The 21,832-nt window shown below is 62.9% G+C and carries 19 protein-coding genes and 2 tRNA genes; 10 read left to right on the forward strand and 11 right to left on the reverse strand.

Translation table 11 applies throughout. From position 1 onward, the window contains the following. Positions 1-24 precede the first annotated feature (24 nt). Both DBR16_RS09900 and DBR16_RS09905 read left to right on the forward strand, forming a co-directional pair. Entirely contained in the window at positions 25-1,212 is a 1,188-nt protein-coding gene (locus tag DBR16_RS09900; protein ID WP_109261098.1) for an aspartate aminotransferase family protein, read from the forward strand. Continuing rightward, the gene (locus DBR16_RS09905; protein WP_109261099.1) at positions 1,212-2,111 is read left to right on the forward strand and encodes an Hsp33 family molecular chaperone; all 900 of its coding nucleotides are present in this window, start codon (positions 1,212-1,214) and stop codon (positions 2,109-2,111) included. The genes DBR16_RS09900 and DBR16_RS09905 overlap by 1 nt, the downstream gene beginning before the upstream one ends. On the opposite strand, the gene DBR16_RS09910 is transcribed toward DBR16_RS09905, so the two are convergent. Continuing rightward, positions 2,106-3,563, reverse strand: coding sequence for a TrkH family potassium uptake protein (locus tag DBR16_RS09910; protein WP_109261100.1), 1,458 nt, complete (start codon positions 3,561-3,563; stop codon positions 2,106-2,108). The two genes, DBR16_RS09905 and DBR16_RS09910, sit on opposite strands and share 6 nt — an antisense overlap. Positions 3,564-3,581: 18 nt before the next feature. Then, positions 3,582-3,998 carry a Co2+/Mg2+ efflux protein ApaG gene (apaG, locus tag DBR16_RS09915; RefSeq protein WP_109261101.1) on the reverse strand — a complete coding sequence of 139 codons (417 nt, stop codon included), beginning with the start codon at positions 3,996-3,998 and terminating at the stop codon, positions 3,582-3,584. A gap of 112 nt (positions 3,999-4,110) precedes the next feature. Here apaG and DBR16_RS09920 point away from each other — a divergent pair, with 112 nt between their 5' ends. From DBR16_RS09920 to DBR16_RS09930, 3 genes are all read left to right on the forward strand, one after another. Continuing rightward, positions 4,111-5,124, forward strand: a complete 1,014-nt coding sequence (locus tag DBR16_RS09920; RefSeq protein ID WP_109261102.1) for a 2'-deoxycytidine 5'-triphosphate deaminase — start codon at positions 4,111-4,113, stop codon at positions 5,122-5,124. 68 nt (positions 5,125-5,192) lie between these two features. Continuing rightward, positions 5,193-5,266 (forward strand) — tRNA-Gly (locus DBR16_RS09925). A gap of 318 nt (positions 5,267-5,584) precedes the next feature. Beyond that, positions 5,585-6,325 (forward strand): DUF6090 family protein, encoded by a 741-nt coding sequence (locus DBR16_RS09930; protein WP_109261103.1) that lies wholly within the window; start codon positions 5,585-5,587, stop codon positions 6,323-6,325. Between the two features lie 61 nt (positions 6,326-6,386). Here DBR16_RS09930 and DBR16_RS09935 read toward each other — a convergent pair whose 3' ends face one another. The 8 genes from DBR16_RS09935 to DBR16_RS09970 all read right to left on the reverse strand — a co-directional run bounded on the left by DBR16_RS09935 (position 6,387) and on the right by DBR16_RS09970 (position 15,589). Next, entirely contained in the window at positions 6,387-6,767 is a 381-nt protein-coding gene (locus DBR16_RS09935) for a response regulator (protein ID WP_109261104.1), read from the reverse strand. Positions 6,768-7,030: 263 nt separating this feature from the next. Beyond that, a complete protein-coding gene (locus DBR16_RS09940; protein ID WP_145959649.1) occupies positions 7,031-7,720 on the reverse strand; it encodes a hypothetical protein in 690 nt (229 codons plus the stop codon). Positions 7,721-7,927: 207 nt separating this feature from the next. Further along, positions 7,928-8,004: transfer RNA gene (locus DBR16_RS09945), tRNA-Arg, on the reverse strand. Between the two features lie 75 nt (positions 8,005-8,079). Beyond that, entirely contained in the window at positions 8,080-9,939 is a 1,860-nt protein-coding gene (locus DBR16_RS09950; RefSeq protein WP_109261106.1) for an ABC transporter ATP-binding protein, read from the reverse strand. 12 nt (positions 9,940-9,951) lie between these two features. Next, positions 9,952-11,379, reverse strand: coding sequence for a sulfotransferase family protein (locus tag DBR16_RS09955; protein WP_109261107.1), 1,428 nt, complete (start codon positions 11,377-11,379; stop codon positions 9,952-9,954). Further along, a complete protein-coding gene (locus tag DBR16_RS09960; protein WP_109261108.1) occupies positions 11,376-12,227 on the reverse strand; it encodes a sulfotransferase in 852 nt (283 codons plus the stop codon). The genes DBR16_RS09955 and DBR16_RS09960 overlap by 4 nt, the downstream gene beginning before the upstream one ends. Positions 12,228-12,397: 170 nt before the next feature. After that, a complete protein-coding gene (locus tag DBR16_RS09965) occupies positions 12,398-14,527 on the reverse strand; it encodes a reprolysin-like metallopeptidase (RefSeq protein ID WP_109261109.1) in 2,130 nt (709 codons plus the stop codon). A 78-nt stretch (positions 14,528-14,605) separates the two neighbouring features. Next, the gene (locus DBR16_RS09970) at positions 14,606-15,589 is read right to left on the reverse strand and encodes a P1 family peptidase (RefSeq protein ID WP_109261110.1); all 984 of its coding nucleotides are present in this window, start codon (positions 15,587-15,589) and stop codon (positions 14,606-14,608) included. 32 nt (positions 15,590-15,621) lie between these two features. Between DBR16_RS09970 and ggt the strand changes: the two genes are divergently transcribed. After that, a complete protein-coding gene (gene ggt, locus DBR16_RS09975) occupies positions 15,622-17,310 on the forward strand; it encodes a gamma-glutamyltransferase (RefSeq protein WP_109261111.1) in 1,689 nt (562 codons plus the stop codon). Here the strand turns inward: ggt and DBR16_RS09980 are convergent. Next, entirely contained in the window at positions 17,307-18,755 is a 1,449-nt protein-coding gene (locus DBR16_RS09980) for a HAMP domain-containing sensor histidine kinase (protein WP_109261112.1), read from the reverse strand. The genes ggt and DBR16_RS09980 overlap by 4 nt on opposite strands. Positions 18,756-18,885: 130 nt before the next feature. Between DBR16_RS09980 and rpmH the strand changes: the two genes are divergently transcribed. The 4 genes from rpmH (at position 18,886) to yihA (ending at position 21,832) form a co-directional block, all read left to right on the forward strand. Beyond that, positions 18,886-19,020, forward strand: coding sequence for a 50S ribosomal protein L34 (rpmH, locus tag DBR16_RS09985; RefSeq protein WP_109261113.1), 135 nt, complete (start codon positions 18,886-18,888; stop codon positions 19,018-19,020). Between the two features lie 20 nt (positions 19,021-19,040). Further along, complete coding sequence (gene rnpA, locus DBR16_RS09990) at positions 19,041-19,397, forward strand: ribonuclease P protein component (protein ID WP_109261114.1); 357 nt, start codon at positions 19,041-19,043, stop codon at positions 19,395-19,397. 21 nt (positions 19,398-19,418) lie between these two features. Beyond that, on the forward strand, positions 19,419-21,188 hold the full coding sequence (gene yidC, locus DBR16_RS09995) for a membrane protein insertase YidC (RefSeq protein ID WP_109261115.1): 1,770 nt from the start codon (positions 19,419-19,421) through the stop codon (positions 21,186-21,188). Positions 21,189-21,253: 65 nt separating this feature from the next. Continuing rightward, complete coding sequence (gene yihA, locus DBR16_RS10000; RefSeq protein ID WP_407657722.1) at positions 21,254-21,832, forward strand: ribosome biogenesis GTP-binding protein YihA/YsxC; 579 nt, start codon at positions 21,254-21,256, stop codon at positions 21,830-21,832.

Below are 21,832 nucleotides of genomic sequence, written 5' to 3' on the forward strand. Positions count from 1 at the left end.
CACACATTCGAGGGAGATCGCTTCATGCCCGCACCGCTTATGGACACCTATGCACCGCCGGATCTTGTCTTCGAGCGGGGCGAAGGCGTCCGCCTCTACACGGCTGAAGGCAAATCCTGGCTCGACTTCATTTCCGGTATCGCGGTCAACGCGCTGGGCCATCACCACCCGAAAGCCGTCGCCGCCCTGAAAGACCAGGCCGACAAGCTCTGGCATTTGTCCAACATGTTCCAGGTGCCGGGCCAGATCGAGCTGGCGAAGAAATACACGGACGCCACCTTTGCCGACCGCGTCTTCTTCACCAATTCCGGTGCCGAGGCGGTGGAATGCTCCCTCAAGGCCGCGCGCCGCTATTTCTTCGACAAGGGCGAGCCGCACCGCTACCGCATCATCACCTTCACCGGCGCATTCCATGGCCGAACCTATGGCGCCATCAATGCCGGTGGAAACCCGGCCTATCTCAAGGGCTTCGGCCCGCGCATGGAGGGCTTCGACCAGGTCGAATTCGGGGATCACGATGCGCTGAAAGCGGCCATCACCGAGGAAACCGCTGCCATCCTGATCGAGCCGGTCCAGGGCGAAGGCGGCGTGCGCGCCGTACCGGAGCAATGCCTGCGCGGCCTGCGCCAGCTGTGCGACGAGCATGGCCTTCTGCTGATGTATGATGAAGTCCAGTGCGGCGCCGGCCGGACCGGTAAGCTGTTCGCGCATGAATGGGCCGGCGAGGCCCGTCCCGACATCATGGCTGTGGCCAAGGGCGTCGGCGGCGGCTTCCCCATGGGCGCCTGCCTGACCACCGAAGAGGTCGGCAAGGGCATGGTCGTAGGCACGCACGGTTCGACCTTCGGCGGCAATCCGCTGGCCATGGCGGTCGGCAATGTGGTTTTTGACGAGCTCACCGCGCCCGGCTTCCTCGACAATGTGAACAAGGTCGCCAATTTCATGCAGCAACAGCTGACCGGCCTGGCCGACCGCCATTCCGGCATTGTCACCGAAGTCCGCGGCAAGGGCCTCCTGATGGGGCTCAAACTGGTCGACAATGTGGTGGCAAAGGAATTTGCCGGCAAGGTGCGGGATCGCGGTCTCCTGATCGGCGCGGCGGGCGATAATGTCGCCCGCATGGCGCCGCCGCTGGTGATCGACGAAGCCGATGCCAGCGAAGCCATCGGTATTCTCGACGACACGCTGGGCGATTACGCGAAGCAGGCCTGATGACCGACCCTCTGGGCGAAGACGACGATCTGGTCGCGGCCTTCCAGGTCGATGGCCATGCAGCGCGCGGCCGCCTGGTGCGCATGGGCAGTGTGCTGGATGACATTGTCTCCGCCCATGATCATCCGCCCGCCGTCCGCCGCCTGGTCGGCGAAGCGGTGTTGCTGGCGGCGCTGGTCGGCGACTCGCTGAAATTCGAGGGCCGCCTTATCATCCAGGCCAGCGGCAACGGGCCGGTCCAGTTCGTGGTTGCGGAGTGGAATTCCGGCGGTGCCGTGCGCGGCATGGCGCAATATTCCGGCGCACCGGTCAGCGCGGATGCCGGCATTTCCGCCCTGCTCGGCACCGGATCCTTTGCCATGACGATTGATCCCGGCGAAGGCATGGAACGCTATCAGGGTGTGGTCGCGCTGGAAGGCGAGCGGCTGGGCCAGTGCGCCGAACGCTATTTCGAACAATCCGAGCAGACCCCGACCCGCATTAGGCTGGCCGTTGGCGAAAACGTGCAGACCGGCGGACAATCCATCTGGCGCGGCGGCGGGGCCATATTGCAGCAGATCGCCGGCGACGCGGCCCGCGGTGATGCATCCGAAGACTGGGATCATTGCCGGGCCCTGTTTGAAACCATCGCCGATGACGAGCTGATCGACCCCGACATTTCCGCCGCCACCCTCGTCTATCGCCTTTACCATGAAGACGGCGCACGCCTGTTCGAGCCGAGACGCCTGACCAAGCACTGCCCCTGCAACCGGGAAAGGCTGGCGGAAATTCTCGCGCGCTTTTCTGCTGAAGATCAGGCGGAAATGGAAAAGGATGGCCGGATCGGCATGACCTGCGAATACTGCAACCGCCTGTTCGAATTCAGCCCCGGAGAGATCGGCACCGCCGCCGGCTCATGATTGCCAGAAACGCGGCGTGAACAGGATCAGCACGGTCAGCACTTCCAGCCGTCCGATCAGCATGTTTGCCGACATCACCCATTTGGCGGCATCCGGCAGCGGTTGATACGTCCCCGCCGGCCCGATGATCTCGCCGAGCCCCGGCCCGACATTGGCCAGGGTCGAGGCCGCACCGGACAGGGCAGTCGTCGTGTCCAGCCCTATCGCCGCCAGCACGGCCGCCGACACAGTGAAAACGGCAATGAAGGCAAACAGGAATCCCAGCACCGAATAGACCAGCTCCGGCGAGACCGGCCGCCCGCCATAGCGCAATGGGGTGATGGCGCGCGGATGGGCCAGCGAGACAATATGCTGGCGCATGGCCAGAAGCGCGATCTGGTAGCGGAAAATCTTGACCGAGCAGGTCGTGGAACCGGCGCAGCCGCCGGCGAACATCAGCACGAAGAAGCCGGCCGTGGCCGGGGCACCCCAGATGCCGAAATCCGCCGTCGCATAGCCGGTGCCGGTGATCACGGAAATGGTGTTGAAGGCGGCCGTGCGAATGCCCGCCCCGGGCGCATAGAGATCGGCCGCAATGACAAAGGCCGACATGGCCGCAATCGCCGCGGCAATCACGGTGAAGAATCCCCGCACCTGCGGATCGCGCCAGAAGGCGGATGGATGCCCCCTTACCAGCATCAGATAGGCCACGAAAGGCAGCGACGCCAGAAGCATGAAGACCATGGCGACATAATCGGATCCGCCTTCCGTGAATGCTCCCATGGAGGCATCGCGTGTAGAAAATCCCGCCGTGGCCACAGTCGTCATGGCATGGGCGATGGCATCGAACGCCCCCATGCCGGTGACGCCATACGCCATGGCGCAAGCCGCCGTCAGCGACAGATAGATGAGCGAGACGGCGGCGGCGATCTCTGCGGCGCGCGGCAGGACTTTTTCCGAGGAATTGTCCGAGGATTCGAGCTTGAAAAGCTGCATGCCTCCGACACCCAGGAGCGGCCAGATCGCCATCGCCGTCACGATAATCCCGATCCCGCCAATCCATTGCAGGATGGCGCGCCACATCAGGAAGCCCGGCGGCCGCCCGTCCAGTCCCGACACTACAGTCGCGCCGGTCGTGGTCAGACCCGAGATCACCTCGAACATCGAATCGGTCCAGCCCAGCTCATGACCGCCAAACCGCAGCGGCAGGGCGGCAAAGAAGGCCATCACCACCCAGGAGCCGGCCGTCACCAGAAACGCCGACCGCGTGGTCAGGTTGCGGTCATCCGGCCGGACCGCCAGCGCCACGGCCAGGCCGAAAAACACGCCAAATCCGGCCGACCAGAAAAACGCCGCGGCACTTTCGGTGGCGCCGGCATTGAGGTCCATGAAAGCGGGAATCAGTTTCGCTGCCGACAGGCTGGCAACCAGAATGCCCAGCACGAACAGCACGGTGCGGACCGACGAACTCATCAGAGGGGCTCCGGCCGTTTAATGGATCACCGTCCGCTCATACGGGCTGTCGAGCGAGAAGGCCGGAACGATCGCATCAAACTGCCCACCCCCCGAACAGGCCATCCCGAAACTGCCGCGCATGAATCCCGAAGGCGTTTTCAGCGGCGCACCGGACGTGTAGGAAAACTTCTGACCCGGCTCCAGCACCGGCTGCTCGCCGACCACGCCGGGTCCCCGCACGGTTTCCACCCGGCCGGAGGCATCGGTGATCAGCCAGTGCCGCGAGATCAGCTGCACCGTCTCCTCGCCGCGATTCTCGATTTCGATCGTATAGGACCAGAGATAGCGTCCGGCATCCGGATCGGATTGCGCCTGCAGGAATTCCGGCTCGACCCGCACGACGACGCCGCGGGTTTCGCATTCATACCGGCTGATTTCATGCGTTCTGGTCATGCCGCAATGATCTCCCCGAATGCCGCCGGGCTCAAGCCCCGCATTCCGCTCTTTCTCGCAATCGCATTATCCCCTAACCAGTAGATATCGTCCTGCGCAGATGGATAGTTTGATGAGCATAGCCGGTATTCTGCCCGATACGGAAATTTCCGCCCTCGCCGGACAGGGCGGCATTGCTGCGCCCGCACCCTTCGTGGAAAATCAGGTTCAGCCCGCCAGCCTTGATCTGCGGCTGGGCCGGACCGCCTACCGCCTGCGCGCCAGCTTCCTGCCGGGACAATCGCGCACCGTTGCCGACGTGCTCGACAGCGGCCTGGTCATGCACACGCTCGACCTGTCCGCCGGGGCGGTGCTGGAAACCGGCTGTGTCTATCTCGTGCCGCTGATGGAGAGCCTGGATCTGCCGCCAGAGATCAGCGCCGCCATGAATCCCAAGAGCTCCACCGGGCGGATTGACGTTTTCACCCGCGTCATCGCGGATCACGCGACCGCCTTTGACTCCGCGCCCGCCGGCTATGCCGGCCCGCTCTATGTCGAGATCTCGCCGCGCACCTTTTCCATTCTCGCCCGGCCCGGAGACCGCCTGGTCCAGGCCCGCTTCCGCCGCGGCCTGCGGCAGGCGACGCGCGAAATCACCGTCTCGGTCGATCTGGAAGGGATTGGCGGCCGCATCGGATATCGTGCCCGCCGTCATTCCGGCCTCATCGATCTGGCGAAAATCGGCGGGCATGATCCGCGCGATTTCTGGGAAGAGATCGATGTCCGTCAGGGGCGGATGATCCTCGATCCCGGCGAATTCTATATCCTTGCCTCGCGCGAACCCGTCATCATCCCGCTCGATGAGGCCGCCGAAATGGCCCCCATCGCCCCGGAGATCGGCGAGTTCCGTGCCCATTATGCCGGCTTTTTCGATCCCGGTTTCGGCGTCGCCGAGGCCGGAGGAACCGGCGGGCGCGCCGTGCTGGAAGTGCGCGGCCGCGACGTGCCCTTCTTCCTCGAACATGGCCAGGCCGCCGCCCGCCTCGTCTATGAACCGATGACCGCCCGCCCGGCCCGGCCCTACGGCATGCAGGGGTCCAACTACCAGGCACAGAAACTCAAGCTGGCGAAATATTTTTCGGGCTAGCCGCCAGCCTGCAACAGCGCGCATGCCGCTTGCCCTCCCCATCCGCCGGGATAGAATTGGCGCGGCGCGCGGGTGTAGCTCAATGGTAGAGCAGAAGCTTCCCAAGCTTACGACGAGGGTTCGATTCCCTTCACCCGCTCCAACACGTCTCCCTGTGTGGGTGAAGGATCCGGTTTTCCCGCACGAGGCGGGACGGGAAGAACGCATGTTGGCAATCACCGGAAACCGCAATCCGCATGTGCATGGCGGGGTGATGATGCGGGGTCAGATAACCGGGAGAAATGGAAGCATTGAGCGCCAGCATTTCCACGGTTCTCGCCATCCTTGATACCATGGTCTATGAAAGGCCCAGCCCCATTCTACCATCGGCAGAACCAAAAGGCCGGTGTCAATTTGGCCTGCGCGCCGGGATTCAATGACAATGCCCACCCCCCCATGATGGGCCACCAGGGAGAAAATCATGCTGCCCAGCCGCCTTCGGGAACATGTCAGGAGACAGAACTGGGCTGCGGTTGTACTCGATTTTATAATTGTGTTGGTCGGCGTGTTGCTCGCGTTCCAGATAAATTCATGGAGCCAGCAGAGGATGGAAAAAGCAGAGCAACGGGCTGCCCTTGAGCGCTTACTCTCGGAATCCGAAGAATCGATCAGGTATCTTCGTAGATCGATAGACCGGTTTCAGGAGGGAAATCTGAGCCGAGTGGAATTGCTCACGCGATTGCGCGAGGACAATTGGGAAAATTTCATCAATGATGAAATGGCGCTCGGAGTGATCACGATAGGTAGAGCGCCCCCCGCAGCTCCCCCTCGGTCTGCATATGACGAAGTCATCGCCTCTGGTCGTTTTGCTGATATGGGAGACGCCGAACTACGCACCGCGGTGACCGAATACTATTCGTCGATCGATTATCTGAACGGGATGTCAGGCTACATACAAAGACTATCGATAAGGGAGCCGTATTGGGTTTCCCAAAGCACAACAGACGTATTCGCGCCAGATTACCCCTACCAAATTCGCACCCTGATCAATGTCGATGAAATACGAGCAGACCCCGAGTTCGCGGAGATGCTCGTACGGGGTCATCGTGTTCAGTTGGCACTTACCGAATGGTGGCAGAACGCGCTGATTGACGCTGAGGCCATGTGCGCGGCGCTGGCCCATATTTCTGAAGGCGAATGCTCGGAAGTTGATACGCCTTGATAATCTGGCGCGAACAGAGCAGGCCGCCGCCCAAAATGAGAGGCTTTCAAACTTCCCAAGCTTACGACGAGGGTGCGATTCCCTTCACCCGCTCCAGTGCCCCCAGCACCTCCCGGACCAGATCGGCCGCGGCGAAGGGTTTCTCGATCAGCCCGGTAAAGCCGGCCGCCTTATAGCGCGCATCCCGCTCGACACTTCCGTCTGCGGTCAGGGCAATGACCGGCCCGTCAAAGCCGGACGCGCGCAGCGCTTCACACGCCGCAATCCCGTCAATCCCGGGCATTTTGATATCCAGAAGGATCAGGTCGAAGGCCTGCGATTGCGCCGCCGCAAGGGCCGCCTGACCATCGGCCACAGCCGTCACCGCACCATACGGGCTCAAAAGCCGCGACAGCGTGGCGCGCATCAGATCATTGTCATCGGCTATCAGGATATGGCGCATTGCGGGCCTTCTAGAGCATTTTCAGCGAAAGAGGGAACCGGTTTCACGGTGCGGAAATGCGGCAAGGCGGGCCAGGAGGCTTTTTGCGGATCATGAAATCAGGAAAACCCCCTGACCTGCGCCCCCGGTCTTCTTTTATTCTGAAAGCTTGTGGCTTTCACAGTCCACGGTTTCAAGGATGGCGCGCGTGCCGGAAACGGATCACGTCCGGACTCATCAATGCTTCGGCCGGGAATGGCGACAGATGCCGACGGGCAGAACGGTCATGACCTGTTGTCCGGACGATTCGCTTTCACTGTCGCCATGACCAGCCCGGCCCCGGCATTCAGCTGGAACGCGGCCCACAAGGCGATGCCCATGAATTTGAACGCGTCTTCCAGAATGGCAATTGCCGGCGTCTGGATCCCGATAAAGACATCGATGGCCAGGCTGGCCCCAACGGCCATGCCGGCGGCCCCGGGAAGCAGGGGGTCGGTTCGCAGGATGAGCCGCCGGAACACCACCGCGTATACAAGGCCAAGAAAGCCATAGAGGGCCAGCACGAGATTCTGGGGAATTCCAAACCCGGGCAAAATGCTTTCGTGAAGGAGGAAGGCATCATCCATGGCCAGACCGGCACTCAGCAATCCGCCATACAGCATGAATCCGGCCAGACCTCGACCGGCACCCAGCAAATGGAGGATCAGGGCAGCGAACAGAGCGAAGGAGGCCGCTGATATCCAGAGAAACAATCCGATCTGGGATACGAAACCGAATGTGGCATGACAACAGGTCTCCGCCTGCCGGGCCGCGGTCAGCACGTCCATGAACATCCATTCCGGCTCGAACCAGGGCTGCAACACGGTCGCAAGAAGCAACGCCACCGGCCCGATGACCGCGGCGCCGATAATGGCGGCACGCCAGACGCCCTGCAGGCGATATGTTTTGTCGCGGAACATTTCCATCAGGCTCACGGCCTAATCCCGTTCACGCTAGCGAATGATTAACGCCGCTCAGAGGCGCCAATCCCTTATGCCCATGGCCATCGCGCTATGGATACGGGATTTGAAGCTGCGCCAGCGCCCCGAACCCGGCAGGGTTCGCAAGCGCGCCCGCGCGCCAGCCGGTCAGGCTGCCCCATCGGAGGCATGAGCGAAGCGAATTGCCGCGAGATAAATAGATGGCGCACCGGGGAAGATTCGAACTCCCGACCCCCAGATTCGTAGTCTGGTGCTCTATCCAACTGAGCTACCGGTGCAGACCGCCCGGGACCGGCATCCAGCCCCGGGAAGGCGCGGAAACTAGCCGCGCGATTTGGCAATAGCAAGAGGCCTTACCGGTCTTTTTCAGGCGCTGTTGCGGGCGTCTGGCCGCCGTAGAATTCGGCCTGTTCCCGGAACAGATCGCGATACGGACCCGGTGATCCGGCCAGCGCCTCCGGCGTGCCGGACTGGACGATCCGGCCCTTTTCCAGCACCACGATCCGGTCGCACCAGCGCAAGGTCGACAGGCGGTGGCTGATGACGACCAGCGTGCCGGGCCGGCCGCGCAGACCGCGCACGAAATCGGCCTCTGCGGCCGGGTCGAGCGCCGCAGTCGGCTCATCCAGAATGAGAATGTCCGCGCTCTCGCGCAGCATCGCCCGGGCCAGCGCCAGCCTTTGCCATTGTCCGCCGGACAACTCCCGTCCGTCGAGGAATTGCCGCGACAGCTTCGTGTCGAGCCCCTCCGGCAGATCGGCAATCACCGGCCCCGCCAGCCCGGCCTCAACGGCGCGTTCCAGACGCGCCTGGTCCGCCACCCGCAAGCCCTCGCCCATGGCGATATTCTCGCCGGCCGTCAGGCTGTAGCGCTGCGAGGGCTGGAACACGGCCGCCGTGCGCGCGAACAATGTGGCAGGATCCCAGTCCTTCGTGTCCAACCCGTCCAGCATCACTTGGCCCGATTGCGGCAGGTAGAGCCCGGTCAAAAGCTTGACGAGCGTCGATTTTCCCGAGCCATTGGCCCCCACAATACCGAGCTTCTCCCCGGCGGGAATGGCCAGCGAGACCGCGGTCAGGGCGGGCCGTTTGCCGTTGGGATAGGCAAAGTGGACATCGTCCAGCACATAGCCCTGCCCCGGCGCCGGCCCGGCCTGCGCCCCGCCCCGTTCCTGTCCGCTTTCCCGGCCCAGAAGCGCGTAGAGATTGGAGACATAGAGCAGGTCTTCATACCCGCCGCTGAGCGTTGCCAACAGGGTGGTGACCGTGTTCTGCCCCTGTTTCAGGATGGCCGCATACATCGTCATCTGGCCCAGCGTCAGCGCCCCCATGACGGTCGCCCACACCACCCAGGCCTTGCCGCCGAGAAAGAAGGCCGAACTGACCATCAGCAGCAGCACGCCGAATGTTGTACGCCTTGTCTGCAGCGCCTGGTCCTCGCCGAACAGCCAGCGGAACAGGCCGGTATAGCGGGTACGGATCGCCGGGCTGGACACCGCGTGCAGGCGCTCGATGGCGGCGCTGTCACTGGTCATCAGGCCTTCCAGATAATTGCGCCGCCGCATTTCCGGTGTACGGCCGGTATAGAAGCGGAAGGCCGAGCCGGCAAAGCCCAGCTCGCTCAGGAACAGGGGCACACCGCCCGCGATGATGATCGCCACGGCCAGCGGCGAGAAGGTCCACAGTACAATCGCCAGCGAGACGAGGGTCAGACCGTGCTGGCCGCTTTCAATGATCCGGTTGGCCAGATTATAGGGCCGCGCACTGGCATGTTGGCGCGCCAGCAGGATCTGCTGTTGCACGTCCGGACGCTCGATGGTCTCCAGATCAAACCGGCTGGTCTTGTCAAAGATTTTCGTGCTGACCGCAAAACCCAGCTCGGCATGCAGCAGGCGTTTGAGGTGAACCAGAATCCGCCGCAACGCCATGGCCACGCCCAGCACGCCGGCCTCGGCCGCCACCCAGATCAGGGCCATCTGCCGGTCGGCCGCGGCCTGCGTCTCGATGGCCGCCAGTACGGTGTCAACGATCAGCTTGGCCAGATAGGCCGCCAGTGCCGGCACCAGCGCCACCAGCGCCGTTGTCACCGCAATGATCAGGGTCAGGCGCGGTGCGGTGGCCCAGACCAGGGCCAGCGTCCGGCCGGCAAAGCCCAGCGACTGACGGAGACCGGGTGGCTCGATGTCACTGAAAGGCGTATCCGTCTGGGCCATGACCGGCGGCCTCTACTCCGCCACTTTCGCGGCAATCCGGGCCGCTTCCACACGCTGTGACATGATATTGCCCTTGTGCGGGAAAGGCTCGGCCGGTTTGGGCACGCCCATGAAGGGCGCCAGCTTGTCGAAGCCTTCGCCCTCGCACACATTCAGGATCAGCAGATCGTCCGGCCGGTCCCTGAAATAGGCCTTCACTTCGGCCACATGCTTTTCATAGACCCAGACAAATCGCTCCGGCTGGAAATTGTAGCAGCCATAGACCGCCGCCCGCAGAAGCTGGCGCATCAGGAGATGGGTCTCCTCGTCCGGGTCTTCCGTGTGCTTGAAGGCCGGGCGGTTGAACCAGTGATTCTGGCACGAGCGCAGCCAGCTTTCCCGGTCCCGCACGGTGAGGATGAATTTCGATCCCGGATATTGCTCGTCCAGCTGCTGGTAATAGGGCACCGTCGTGATGTCGGTCAGCCCGTCATGATATTTCAGCAGGGTCAGGTCATACTGGCCATAGGCGAGTTCGGTATAGGTATCCTCGTCGATCGGATAGTGCGATGTGTCCCATCCGAGCATCTGCAGGCCGGCCGTCAGCGACCGCGTCCCGGTGCGCGACAGGCCCAGACCGAAGACTTTCGGCTTCTCGGCGGCCGATCCGTAGACATGGCGCTGGTCATTCTTCTCCAGCCAGGCTTCCAGATCCGCCAGGGTGAAGGGGTCCTTCTCCTCAATCCCCAGCCGCGCCAGCTCGCGCTCGGCATGCTGGGGCAGGTTTTCGATGAAGGCATGGGTTTCTGCGGCGCCGGCATCTTTGGAGACATGTTCGCGCGCATAGCGCACGGCATGCTGGGCGATAACAAAATCATCGACCGGGCCGGACACGTCCGGCCAGTGCTTCATCGCCGAGGACAGGCGCTTGAACTGGACCTTTGTCCGGCTGCGCAATTCGCGCAGCGCATATTTCATGAAGACGTGGCGGTAATACTGGAAATAGTCGTGCAGGATATCGAAATTGCGGAATTGCTTGCTCATCCGCAACGGCTTCATCGCCAGATTACGCAAGCGCGATTCCGGCCGCAGCACATATTTCAGATCATCCAGCGGCGGTTCGATAGCGGCCATGGCGCGAACGAGATCGATCCGCGTGATATGCACGCCGCAATGCAGGCGGCCGCGGAAGCGGTCCGTGACATAGGCATCGACATAGGCGGCATCGGTCTGCTCGATGAATTCGCGCATCTCCTCGAGGATCAGGCAGTCCGCATCCAGATAGACGACGTAATCGCAGTCATGATCAATGCGCAGCATCTGATTCACGCATTCGGTGAAAGGCCGCACATCATCAATGATATGCACGGCATCCGGCCGGATATGCTTTTTCGCCAGCGCCAGCGAGACATCCCGCGTGCGTTCGTCAATCTGCCGGAAAACCAGATCAATCTTGGTCATTTAGTCTCTTCTCCCCAGGCCATGTCGGCATTGAAGTCTCCGGCCATGTCATTGAACAACGCCAGATGCGGCGCGGACATTTCGGTTTTCCAGCGAAGGTCCAGCTTTATGCCGCCGGAATGCTTCGCATAATAATCATGTGTGCGCGGTGTCAGCTTGAGTATGGCGTCCGGGTCATGCGCGACCTTGCCGCGCGCCGCCACGAACTGGGTGCCGGTATTGCCGCCCAGCGGATGCGACTCGCCGTCATTGAAGGCCAGCATCTCTGCCCGGAAAGGCAGGCCCGCCACCTCGCAGATCTGCCGGACCACGGCCTCGGGCCGGGTCGCCAGCTCTTCATAGCGCACCACGATTTTCGGGCCGTCATAGGCCGAAAACACCGCCCGGCTGTCGATGATCTGATCCATCCAGGACCGGATCTGCCCGGCGGCATCGCGCTCGGGATATTTGCGGAAACGTGAATTGAGAACCGCGCGGCCATCACGCTGCAGGAAAATCAGTGCGCCGCGATCACCGGCCGCCGTCAGCTCATCCGAACGCGCCCGGATCCAGGCGGCATTCTTGGTTGAGTCGACAATGATGCGGGTACCGGTATGGGCGGCCACCTGCCGGTAAAGCGGTCTGTCCCGGTCCCAGTGAAAGTCGGACCACACCGGGCAGGCCTCACCACAGACCTTGCAGGCGCGTTTGCGCAGCGGCTTGTTCAGATCGTGGAGATAGCGGATTTTCGCGCCTTCTCCGACATAGAAGGCTCCGTCCGCCCGACCGAGGATCAAGCCCAGCAGGGTAGAGCCGGAATGACCGGCCCCGCAAATCATCACGCCCGTTATGGGCGAGCTATGTGTCATATTCAAAAAGCCTGTCCCGGCGGAGTGTTCCGGGCGTCTGAAGCCCGCACGGAATACTCATCCCCTCGCAATGGTCTTAATGCCGCCAATGCGGGGTCGGATGCAAGCAAATAGCGCGGCATTTCTGCCGCGCTACTGCGTGTGCGGACCGGCGCCGTGCCTGGCGCGAATTACTGCGTCCGGACCGCCACACTTGTTGCGCCGCGGGCATTCGCGCCTTCATTGAAGCGGACGAAAACGCGGTTCTGGGCCGGGTCATTGGCAATGGCCTGACCATTTCCGCGAACGAAGACGCCGAATGTGGCCGTGCCATTGGCGCCGACATTCAACTGTGCCGTGGCGGCCCGCGGCGACGTGCATACGCCGGTAGCGGGGTTCGTCGGGCAGACCTCGATATTCTGGATCGCCAGCGCCCGCCCACCTGTATCGCCGGAGGCCGTAATCGTGCCCGCGGCTCCGACATTGGAAATCGCCACGGCAAACACGCCGACGAAATTTCCGGTCGTCGGCACATTCACCCGCCCCGGATCACCCGAGGTCGCAAGGGCAACGATATCCGGCACCGGCGTCGGAGAGGAGCTGAAGATCAGCGAATTCAGGCCCAGCGTATACTCACCGGAGCGGCGATTGCTGCAGAAGGCCTCGACGAACAGATGTGTTTCGTTATTTGTCGAGGCTTGGGGAAGGCCCTGATTGTCGGCAAAATCCGTCGCACTGGTAACCGAGAACACAAAGTTCTGGGCACCACCGGCGGCGATATCCGCAGGTGTGTTGGCCGTGCCCGACAAGGCGTTGGCCGGTGTGGTGGTTTGATAGGAAAACTGCGCCGGCGTCGTCCCGGCCAGCCGCAAACCGCAGCCTGTCGCCGTGGAACCGGTTGCCGCCGGATTGATGATCGTGGCGAAGGCCGTGGCGACCGTTCCGTTCTGGACCGAACGTGTAATCGGCAGAACCGAAGAAACAACGCGCGGCGCTTCGGCACGGAAATTCACGACATTCCGGCTCTCCTCACGCGCGGCGCGCGCAACGTCAGCCGGATCAGCATCGTTAAACGGACGTCCGCAAGCGCCAGTTCCGTTTGGCGGACAACGCATCAGCTCCGGATTGGAGAAGAAAAACGCCGTTGTTTCGCCGCCAATGCCATTTGGCGATCCTGCCGGGCAGGCCTGTATTTGCGCGTTGGTAGACGGATAAGACATGATCGTGTTGAAATTACAGTCAACCCGGTGACCGTGCGCAAAAGTCCGCACACCGCCGCCAACCTGACCTGTCTCCTCGACGTTATGAACAAAGCCCATATTGTGCCCGATTTCATGCGCAAAAGTCGCGGGGTCACAAAGAGATGACTGATCTGGTGTCAGCCAGTCGGCTGAAACCGAATACCCAAAGGGCAGATTTGAAGCGTCCATCGTTCCATTGGTGCCGTTGGTCCACGCAATGCCACAAGACGTCTGACCGGGCAGAGCACGCTGGATAATTCCAACGAGGTCAGCACCGTAAGTGACGCCAGCTGCCCGCAGAGCGCTCAGATCCTGAGTGATCTGTGCATTGCCATTTGGATTGCCTGACAGGTTTTCCAGCGTGACGCCCTGATCCGCATTGTCGGTCGTCAGATTGACGGAATCCAGATGCACGAGCCGCGCCCGCAATCCCGTATCACTGTCAACAAGCGCCTGATCGAGAACCGCCATCAGATACTGAATGCGTCCGCCAGTCGCCAGACCCCAATGGGCGGTCATGCTCTGGGAATAGAATACCGCAATATCAATGATGCCGTTCGACCCGACCGGCACGGCTTCTGCTATCTCACCGGAAAATTCCAATTCACCGGCCTCGGCCAACCGCGCCAGCACCAGCGGATCGGGAATCATCATGTCATTGGCACTCATACGTGGCCGAGCACTTGCCGGCATCTGCATGATGCGATGGCCATTTCCCTCCGGGATGATGTGCCAGATGCCGTCCTCGGTCACGATCCGGCCGAAAGCGTGCCCGTTGGTTTCCGTGATCAAAATCCGATCCAGAAGACTTCCGCCTTCAAGCCGGCCGACCCAGACTTGCGCCCCCATGGACTGGGTCGCCATGCGGTCCAGCTCGGCCACATAACCCGGCCCGAAATTGAGTGCGACCGTATCGCCTGGAGACATCCGCATGACGTCAGGTGACAGCCCGTCGAACCGGATGATGTCCGGGCCGCCGTCTGCGGCGGAAATGGACTCTACGTTTGTGAACATGTCCTGGCCGAAAGCCGAAACGGACACGGCAACAGACACGGCTAGGCCGGCAAGAATTCTGTGCATGGATATCCCCCGAAAGGCACCGCAGACCGGCGCTGAAAAACCGACGCTAGCCGGAGCGGAATGCGAAAGCCACAAAAATCAGTCCCTTGCAGCCATAAAAACGCCCCGTGCAATTGCCCGTGTCAGACAGTCCGCCGCCAGCGAGCCCAAGCGCGACAGGGTGAAAGCCTCCGGATCGGCCAGGGCGCGTTGTCCCGTCGACAGGGCAAACACCACATCGCCGTCAAACGGCGTGAAGACCGGGCGTATGGCACGGGCAAACCCGGCCGAAGCCATCTGCGCCAGGCGTTTGGCGTCAGCGGATGACAACACGGCATCCGTCGCCACCACGGCAATCGTCGTATTCGTGCCGGGGGCCGGGTTGAATTTGGCAACGCCCCAGTCTTCTGCATCGAAATCCACGCTGGCCGGGAAAGGCACACCGCCGAATTCACCGCCGAATTCGAACGGGGCGGCCCAGAAGGCGTCCGTCCCCGGCACCTTGACCGAACCAAAACAATTGACCGCCACAATCGCCCCGATTGTATAGCCGTCATCCGTCACCACGCTCGCCGACCCGGTCCCGCCCGGCAGGCGTCCGGCGCTGGCACCATAACCGGCCCCGGCGCGTCCCAGCGTGAAGTCCCGGGCCGCAGCCTGAACAGCCGTCCGCCCCAGCGCCGCATAGGGCGGAAGCTCGCCCCAATGCTTGTCCCCGCCATTGGCGAGATCATAGAGGATCGCCGCCGGAACGACCGGCGAGACCGGCACGGCCGGATCGGGCATCAATTCAAATCCGCGCCGCCGGGCCCCCAGCACTCCCGCCACACCATCGGCGGCCGCCAGACCGTAGGACGAACCGCCCGACAGCACGACCGCATCGACGGCCTCGACCAGCGTATGCGGCTGCAACGCATCGGTTTCCCGCGTCCCCGGACCGCCGCCGCGCACATCCACGCCGCAGACCGCCCGTTCATCCGGCAGGATTACCGTCACCCCGGTCCGCACAGCCTCATCCTGCGCCTGCCCGACTTTCAGGCCGGGCACATCGGTCATCGTGTTCATCGCGCCGGGTTTTGCCATCTTCAGGTCTTCCGCTGCTTCCGCTTCGCGTTATGGTGCCACCGACTGGACCGGGAGCAAGTGTGTTGATCCGTATATTAAGCCTGACTCTGTTTGGCCTCGCCACCGCTGCCTGTTCTGCGCAGGAAACCGAGCCCGGCCCGGCCATGGTCGCCGCAGCCAATCCGCATGCGGTCGAGGCCGGCCTCGAAGCCCTGCGCGACGGTGGCAACGCGATTGATGCCGCCATCGCCATCCAGACCACGCTTTCGCTGGTCGAGCCGCAATCGAGCGGCATCGGCGGCGGCGCCTTCATAGTCTATTATGATGCCGCCACAGGCGAAACCATTGTCTATGATGGCCGCGAAACGGCCCCGGCGGCGACAACACCGGAACACTGGCTCGACGAGACGGGTACGCCCCTGCCCTTCCTCACCGCCTGGACCAGTGGCCGCGCCGTGGGCGTACCCGGCGTTATCGCCATGCTGGCAACGGCGCATGAAGATCATGGCGCGCTGGACTGGGCAGAGAATTTCACCTTTGCCGCCGGGCTGGCAGAAGACGGCTTCGAAATCAGCCCGCGGCTCCATTCCCTCATTCTGCGGACGGCCCAGATCCGCGATGTCTCGGCGTCGCCGGCCATGCGCAACTATCTCTTCGACGAGGTCGGGGAGGCGCTTCCCGCGGGTCATGTCCTGACCAATGCCGGCTATGCCGCCAGCCTGCGCCTCATCGCCGAAGACTGGCGCAATTTCTATGAAGGACCTCTGGCACAGGACATCGTCGAGGCCGTCACCGCCGGACCCATCCCCGGCCAGATGACGCTTGAGGATCTGGCCACCTACACGCCCGAAGTCCTCGCGCCGGTTTGCCGCGAATATCGCGCCTGGAATATCTGTTCGGCCCCGCCGCCCTCATCCGGCGGCGTGACGGTCAACCAGATCATGGGCATGCTGGAGCCCTTTGACATGGCGGCCTCCGGCCCGGACACGGCCGAAGGCTGGCGCCGCTTCATCGAGGCCAGCCGCCTCGCCTATGCCGACCGCGATGCGTTTATCGCAGATACCGCCTTTGTGGACGTTCCGGTCGAGGCGCTTTTGTCTGATAACTACATCGCCGCGCGCTCGGCCCTGATCGACCGCGACACGGCCATTCCCAGCGTACCCGCCGGGACACCGGATGTGCCCGGCACCAGCCATTTCGTGGTCGTCGATGCGGACGGCAATGTCGTCTCGATGACCGCCAGCGTCGAATTCCTGTTCGGGTCCAACCGCATGGCCGGCGGGTTTTTCCTCAACAATCAGCTGACCGATTTCACCTTCAATCCGCTGAACGCCGATGGCAGTCCGGCCGCCAATGCGCCCGCAGGCGGCAAGCGCCCGCGCTCCTCCATGTCGCCAACGATTGTGTTCAATGCGGACGGCGCGTTCGAGCTCGCCACGGGCTCGCCCGGCGGCACCTCCATCATTGCCTATGTCTCGAAAACCCTTGTCGGCATGCTCGACTGGGGTCTGACACCGCAGCAGGCCATTGAATTGCCGAATGTCGTCGCGCGCGGCGATGTCGTCCGGGTCGAGGAAACCTTCCCGGCAGAGCTCGCCGATGAATTGCGCGCCATGGGCTTCACCCTGGATGCCAACCGGACGGAAAACTCCGGCCTGCACATCATCAGGCGTCTGGAAGATGGCACGCTGACCGGCGGTGCCGACCCGCGCCGCGAAGGCGTGGTGGGAGAGCCTTAATCTGCTGCCGGCAGCGTAACCGCGAACACCGTCCCGTCCTCGCCCGTCCGCACCAGCACGATATCCCCGCCATGGGCGCGGGCGAGTTCGCGGGCCGTGGTCAGACCCAGCCCGGTGCCTTCCCGGCGCGTCGAGGAGGTGAAGGGCTCGAACAGGTTTTCGCGCGCCTTTGGCGGCAGGCCCGGCCCGGCATCGGCAATCTCGATCCGCATGTAACCGTCCTCCGCCCCGGCGCTCACCGACAGGCGGATTTTGCCGCCGGTCAGGGTCATGGCCTGCAGAGCATTGCGGAACAGGTTCAGGAAAATCCGGTGCACATGATCGGGATCCGCCGTGATCGCCGTGCCATCGGCAATCGCATTGACCCATTCGCCTTCACCTTCGGTCGCCATGGCATCCGCCGCGGCTTCATCCAGGGCGAGTTTCAGATTGAGCCGCATCATCTGCGGCGGGCTTTCCTCGGCCTTGCCATATTGCAGCGTCGCTTCCGTCAGGCGGATGCCGCGGCCCACGGCCCGCACCATGCGCGCGCCCATCTTGCGCACCCGCTCATCCTCGAACGACACCAGCCGGTCGGAGACCAGTTGCGCCGACGCCAGCACATTGCGCAGATCATGATTGATCTTGGCCATGGCCGCGCCCAGCGCCGCCAGCCGCTCGCGTTGTTTCAGAGCCGCCCGCACATCTTCCTGCATCGCCGCCAGCGCCCTTTGCGCCTGGCCGATTTCGTCCTTGCGCGTATCCGGCACGATGGCGCGCCTGGGATCCATCGGGTCTTTCTGGAAACGCGCCATCGCCGCCGCCAGCTGCCGCATCGGGCGCACAAAGGCATAGAGCAATGTCACATAGAGCAGGATCCCGGTGACCACGGCGATGAACAGGGAAAGCTGCAACAGGCCCACCGAATACTCCAGCAAGGCCGCTTTCAGCGGCGCTTCCGGCACGATGACGTCAATGATGTCATCGGGCCGCGCCTGCGGATTGGCGATGATGCGGATATAGCGTTCGTCGGTTACGGTGAAGGTGCGGGCGGCGCTGCTGATCCGCATCGACCAGCTTTCGCGCCGCAGATCCGCTTCAATGAGAGGGGCATCAATCGGCCCGCCATAAAGGACCAGCTCGTTCCGGCCCTCGGTCACACGGGCCACGGCCACGGCATCGGAGGCTTCCAGCAATTCGCTCACCTCCATATCGCCCAGCGTCCCGCCCCGGGCGACATCGGCGGCCAGCGCGGCGATGAAGGCGGTCTCGGCCTGATCCGACAGCCAGTTGGTGCGGAATTGCGCCGCCAGCGGCAGAAAGATCAGCATCTGCGCCAGCATGACAAAGCCCAGCGTGAACAGCAGAAGACGGCCGGGCAGGCTTTCAACGGTTGCCCGGCAGACACCGATCACGACATTCCGGAATCGTTGCGCGGCACGGAGGGGAGGTGAGAGCTTTGTCATATCATTCGCCGTACAAGCCGATAGCCCACACCGGGCCGCTGAACAAGCAAGGCTTACGCTCTTGACGGCCCCGGATCGCTCGCGTATTCACCGCGCCTCTTGAGATTTGCCCATGTAATGGAGCGCGCCCGTGAAACGTACCTTCCAACCGTCCCAGCTCGTCCGCAGCCGCCGGCACGGATTCCGCGCGCGTATGGCCACCAAAGCCGGCCGTCAGGTTCTGGCCCGCCGCCGCGCCAAAGGCCGCAAGCGGCTGTCGGCCTGATCGCCACACGCGATACGGAAATGAAGATATCCCGCCTGCGCGTCAGGCGGGATTTTCTGTATGTGGCGCAAGGCCGCAAGGCGGTCCGGTCCAGCGTCGTCATCCAGGCCCGCGAGGGACGCTGTCCGCCCGGCGAAATCCGGGCCGGATTCACCGCCACACGCAAGATCGGCAATGCCGTGGTCCGCAACCGCGCCAAGCGCCGCCTGAAAGAAGCGGCAAGGCTGCTATTGCCCCTCCACGGAGAGGCTGGAAACGACTATGTGTTCATCGCCCGTGTGACGACCTCAACCCGGGCATGGCCGCGCCTGCTTGACGATGTGCAATCTGCGCTGCAAACCCTCGCCCGCCCGGCCTCGGGCGACACAGACGACTAAAGCGGATCGGGACACCCTCTCATGGGCGACAATCGCAATATCATCCTCGCCATCGTGATTTCGGCGGCCATTCTGATTCCCTATCAGATATTCGTCCTCGGTCCGATGAATGAGCGTCAGCAGGCTGCGCGCCTCGCCGAACAATCCACGGCCGTGCAGACGGAAATGACGGACCTTGCAGCGAGTTCGAACGCTGCGGCAGCGGATGCCGCCGCCCCCGCCGAGGAACAGCGGATCGCGATTGTCAGCGAAGCCGTCACCGGCTCTCTGTCCCTGACCGGCACCCGGATCGATGAGCTGCGCCTGCAACGCTATGATACCGAAGTCGACGATGAGTCACCGGTCGAGTTCCTGCACCGCCGCGATGGCCCGAACGCCTTCTATGCTCAGGATGGCTGGCAGGCGCTGGGCGCGGGGCCGACCGATGCGCCAGGCTTCAATGCCAGCTGGACGCTGGTCTCCGGTAATCAGCTGACACCGGAAACCCCGGTCGTGCTGGAATACCGGGGCAATGACGGCCTCGTTTTCCGCCGTACGATCTCGCTGGACGACGACTATATGTTCACCTTCGCCGACGAGATCGAGAACACGTCGGGCCAGACCGCCAGCCTGTCGCGTTTCGCGCGCGTGCGCCGCGACGGAGAGCCGCCGGCGCCCTGGTCCCCCTTCTTCATTCTGCATGAAGGCCCGATCGGCGTGGTGGGCACCAATATTCTCGACGAGAAATACCGCTCCATGAATCCCGGCGACGAAACCGCCCGCTCCGGAACGGGCGGCTGGATGGGCATTACCGACAAATACTGGATGGCCGCCGTCATTCCCGATCAGTCCATGGAATTCGAAGGCTCGATGCGCCTGATCGCACGCCAGGGCGATGACACCTTCCAGTCCGGCTATGTCACCCAGCCGGTCGAGCTCGCACCGGGCGCCACACTGAGCACCACGGCGCGCATCTTCGCCGGCGCCAAGCGCGTCGATCTCTTGCAGGCCTATGAGGAAAATCTGGGCATTTCCCGCTTCGACATGGCCGTCGACTGGGGCATGTTCTGGTTCCTGACCCGCCCCTATTTCTGGCTGCTGCACACCCTGTCCGGCTTCCTCGGCGGCATCGGCTTCGCCATTCTGGCGGTGACGGTTCTGGTCAAGATCCTGTTCTTCCCGCTCGCCAACCGGGCCTATGTGTCGATGGCGAAGATGAAAAACCTGCAGCCGAAAATGCAGGAAATCCGCGAGAAATACGCGGATGACAAACAGAAACAGCAACAGGAAACCATCGCGCTCTATCAACGCGAGAAGGTCAATCCGCTGGCCGGCTGTCTGCCCATATTGTTCCAGATCCCGGTTTTCTATGCGCTCTACAAGACCCTGTTCGTGACCCTGGAAATGCGCCATGAGCCGTTTCCGGGCTGGGTTCAGGATCTGGCCGCGCCGGACCCGACAAATGTCTGGAACCTGTTCGGCCTCCTGCCTTACGATCCGTCCGGCGTGTGGCTCATCGGCGGCGCGCTCGCCATTGGTGCCTGGCCGATCCTGATGGGCATCACCATGTGGGCGCAGCAATCCCTGAACCCGCCGCCGCCGGACAAGATGCAGGCGCGCATCTTCGCCTTCCTGCCGATCGTCTTCACCTTCGTGCTTGCGCAATTTGCGGTCGGCCTGGTGATCTACTGGGCTTGGAACAACTTCCTGTCCGTCGTCCAGCAATACGTCATCATGCGGCGTCAGGGCGTGGAAACCCAGCTCGACAAGCTGATCAAGTCCCTGCGCAATCGCGGCGGAGAAGCAAGCTGACCGCCGAGCCCGGCAGCTCCGGCTCCGGGCGCGGACGTGCGCTCTTCGCCCGCCCCTGCGAGTTTATCAAGGGCGCGGTGGACCTCGCCGGCCTGCCGCCCGCCGATACGCCCGAAATCGCCTTCTGGGGCCGCTCGAATGTCGGCAAGTCCAGCCTGATCAACGCGCTGACCAACCGCAAACAGCTGGCGCGCTCCTCCGGCGAACCGGGCCGCACGCGCGAGCTCAACTTCTTTGATCTGGGCGGCGCCATCCGCATGGTCGACCTGCCGGGCTACGGGTTTGCCAAGGCTCCCAAGAAAACGGCGCAGGTCTGGACGAAACTGACAGAAGCCTTTCTCAGGGGCCGCCCCAATCTCAAGCGCGTCTATCTTCTGATCGATGCCCGCCACGGCCTGAAGCCCGCCGACGAAACCATGATGGACGGGCTGGACGAAGCGGCGGTGAGCTACCAGATCATCCTCACCAAGGCGGACAAGCTGAAACCCGCGGAGTTGACCGCCATGGAGGAGGCCACGTTGAAACGGATTGTCAAACGACCCGCCGCCTTCCCGGAAATCATCCGGACGTCGTCGACAAAAAAATCCGGCCTGGATGATCTTCGCGATGCGATTGCCGCGTTTACGCCGGAATTTTCCGGATAA

The organism is Hyphobacterium indicum (genome assembly GCF_003129605.1).
Lineage (GTDB): Bacteria > Pseudomonadota > Alphaproteobacteria > Caulobacterales > Maricaulaceae > Hyphobacterium > Hyphobacterium indicum.

Excerpts from the sequence above, each read along its gene's own strand:
- DBR16_RS09910 (WP_109261100.1), bottom strand. The coding sequence starts at position 3,563 with ATGAGTTCGTCGGTCCGCACCGTGCTGTTCGTGCTGGGCATTCTGGTT.
- DBR16_RS09930 (WP_109261103.1), top strand. The coding sequence starts at position 5,585 with ATGCTGCCCAGCCGCCTTCGGGAACATGTCAGGAGACAGAACTGGGCT.
- DBR16_RS09900 (WP_109261098.1), top strand. The coding sequence starts at position 25 with ATGCCCGCACCGCTTATGGACACCTATGCACCGCCGGATCTTGTCTTC.
- DBR16_RS09935 (WP_109261104.1), bottom strand. The coding sequence starts at position 6,767 with ATGCGCCATATCCTGATAGCCGATGACAATGATCTGATGCGCGCCACG.
- ggt (WP_109261111.1), top strand. The coding sequence starts at position 15,622 with ATGGTGCCACCGACTGGACCGGGAGCAAGTGTGTTGATCCGTATATTA.
- DBR16_RS09960 (WP_109261108.1), bottom strand. The coding sequence starts at position 12,227 with ATGACACATAGCTCGCCCATAACGGGCGTGATGATTTGCGGGGCCGGT.
- DBR16_RS09905 (WP_109261099.1), top strand. The coding sequence starts at position 1,212 with ATGACCGACCCTCTGGGCGAAGACGACGATCTGGTCGCGGCCTTCCAG.
- rnpA (WP_109261114.1), top strand. The coding sequence starts at position 19,041 with ATGAAGATATCCCGCCTGCGCGTCAGGCGGGATTTTCTGTATGTGGCG.
- DBR16_RS09970 (WP_109261110.1), bottom strand. The coding sequence starts at position 15,589 with ATGGCAAAACCCGGCGCGATGAACACGATGACCGATGTGCCCGGCCTG.
- DBR16_RS09980 (WP_109261112.1), bottom strand. The coding sequence starts at position 18,755 with ATGACAAAGCTCTCACCTCCCCTCCGTGCCGCGCAACGATTCCGGAAT.
- DBR16_RS09955 (WP_109261107.1), bottom strand. The coding sequence starts at position 11,379 with ATGACCAAGATTGATCTGGTTTTCCGGCAGATTGACGAACGCACGCGG.
- DBR16_RS09920 (WP_109261102.1), top strand. The coding sequence starts at position 4,111 with ATGAGCATAGCCGGTATTCTGCCCGATACGGAAATTTCCGCCCTCGCC.
- DBR16_RS09965 (WP_109261109.1), bottom strand. The coding sequence starts at position 14,527 with ATGCACAGAATTCTTGCCGGCCTAGCCGTGTCTGTTGCCGTGTCCGTT.
- apaG (WP_109261101.1), bottom strand. The coding sequence starts at position 3,998 with ATGACCAGAACGCATGAAATCAGCCGGTATGAATGCGAAACCCGCGGC.
- yidC (WP_109261115.1), top strand. The coding sequence starts at position 19,419 with ATGGGCGACAATCGCAATATCATCCTCGCCATCGTGATTTCGGCGGCC.
- DBR16_RS09950 (WP_109261106.1), bottom strand. The coding sequence starts at position 9,939 with ATGGCCCAGACGGATACGCCTTTCAGTGACATCGAGCCACCCGGTCTC.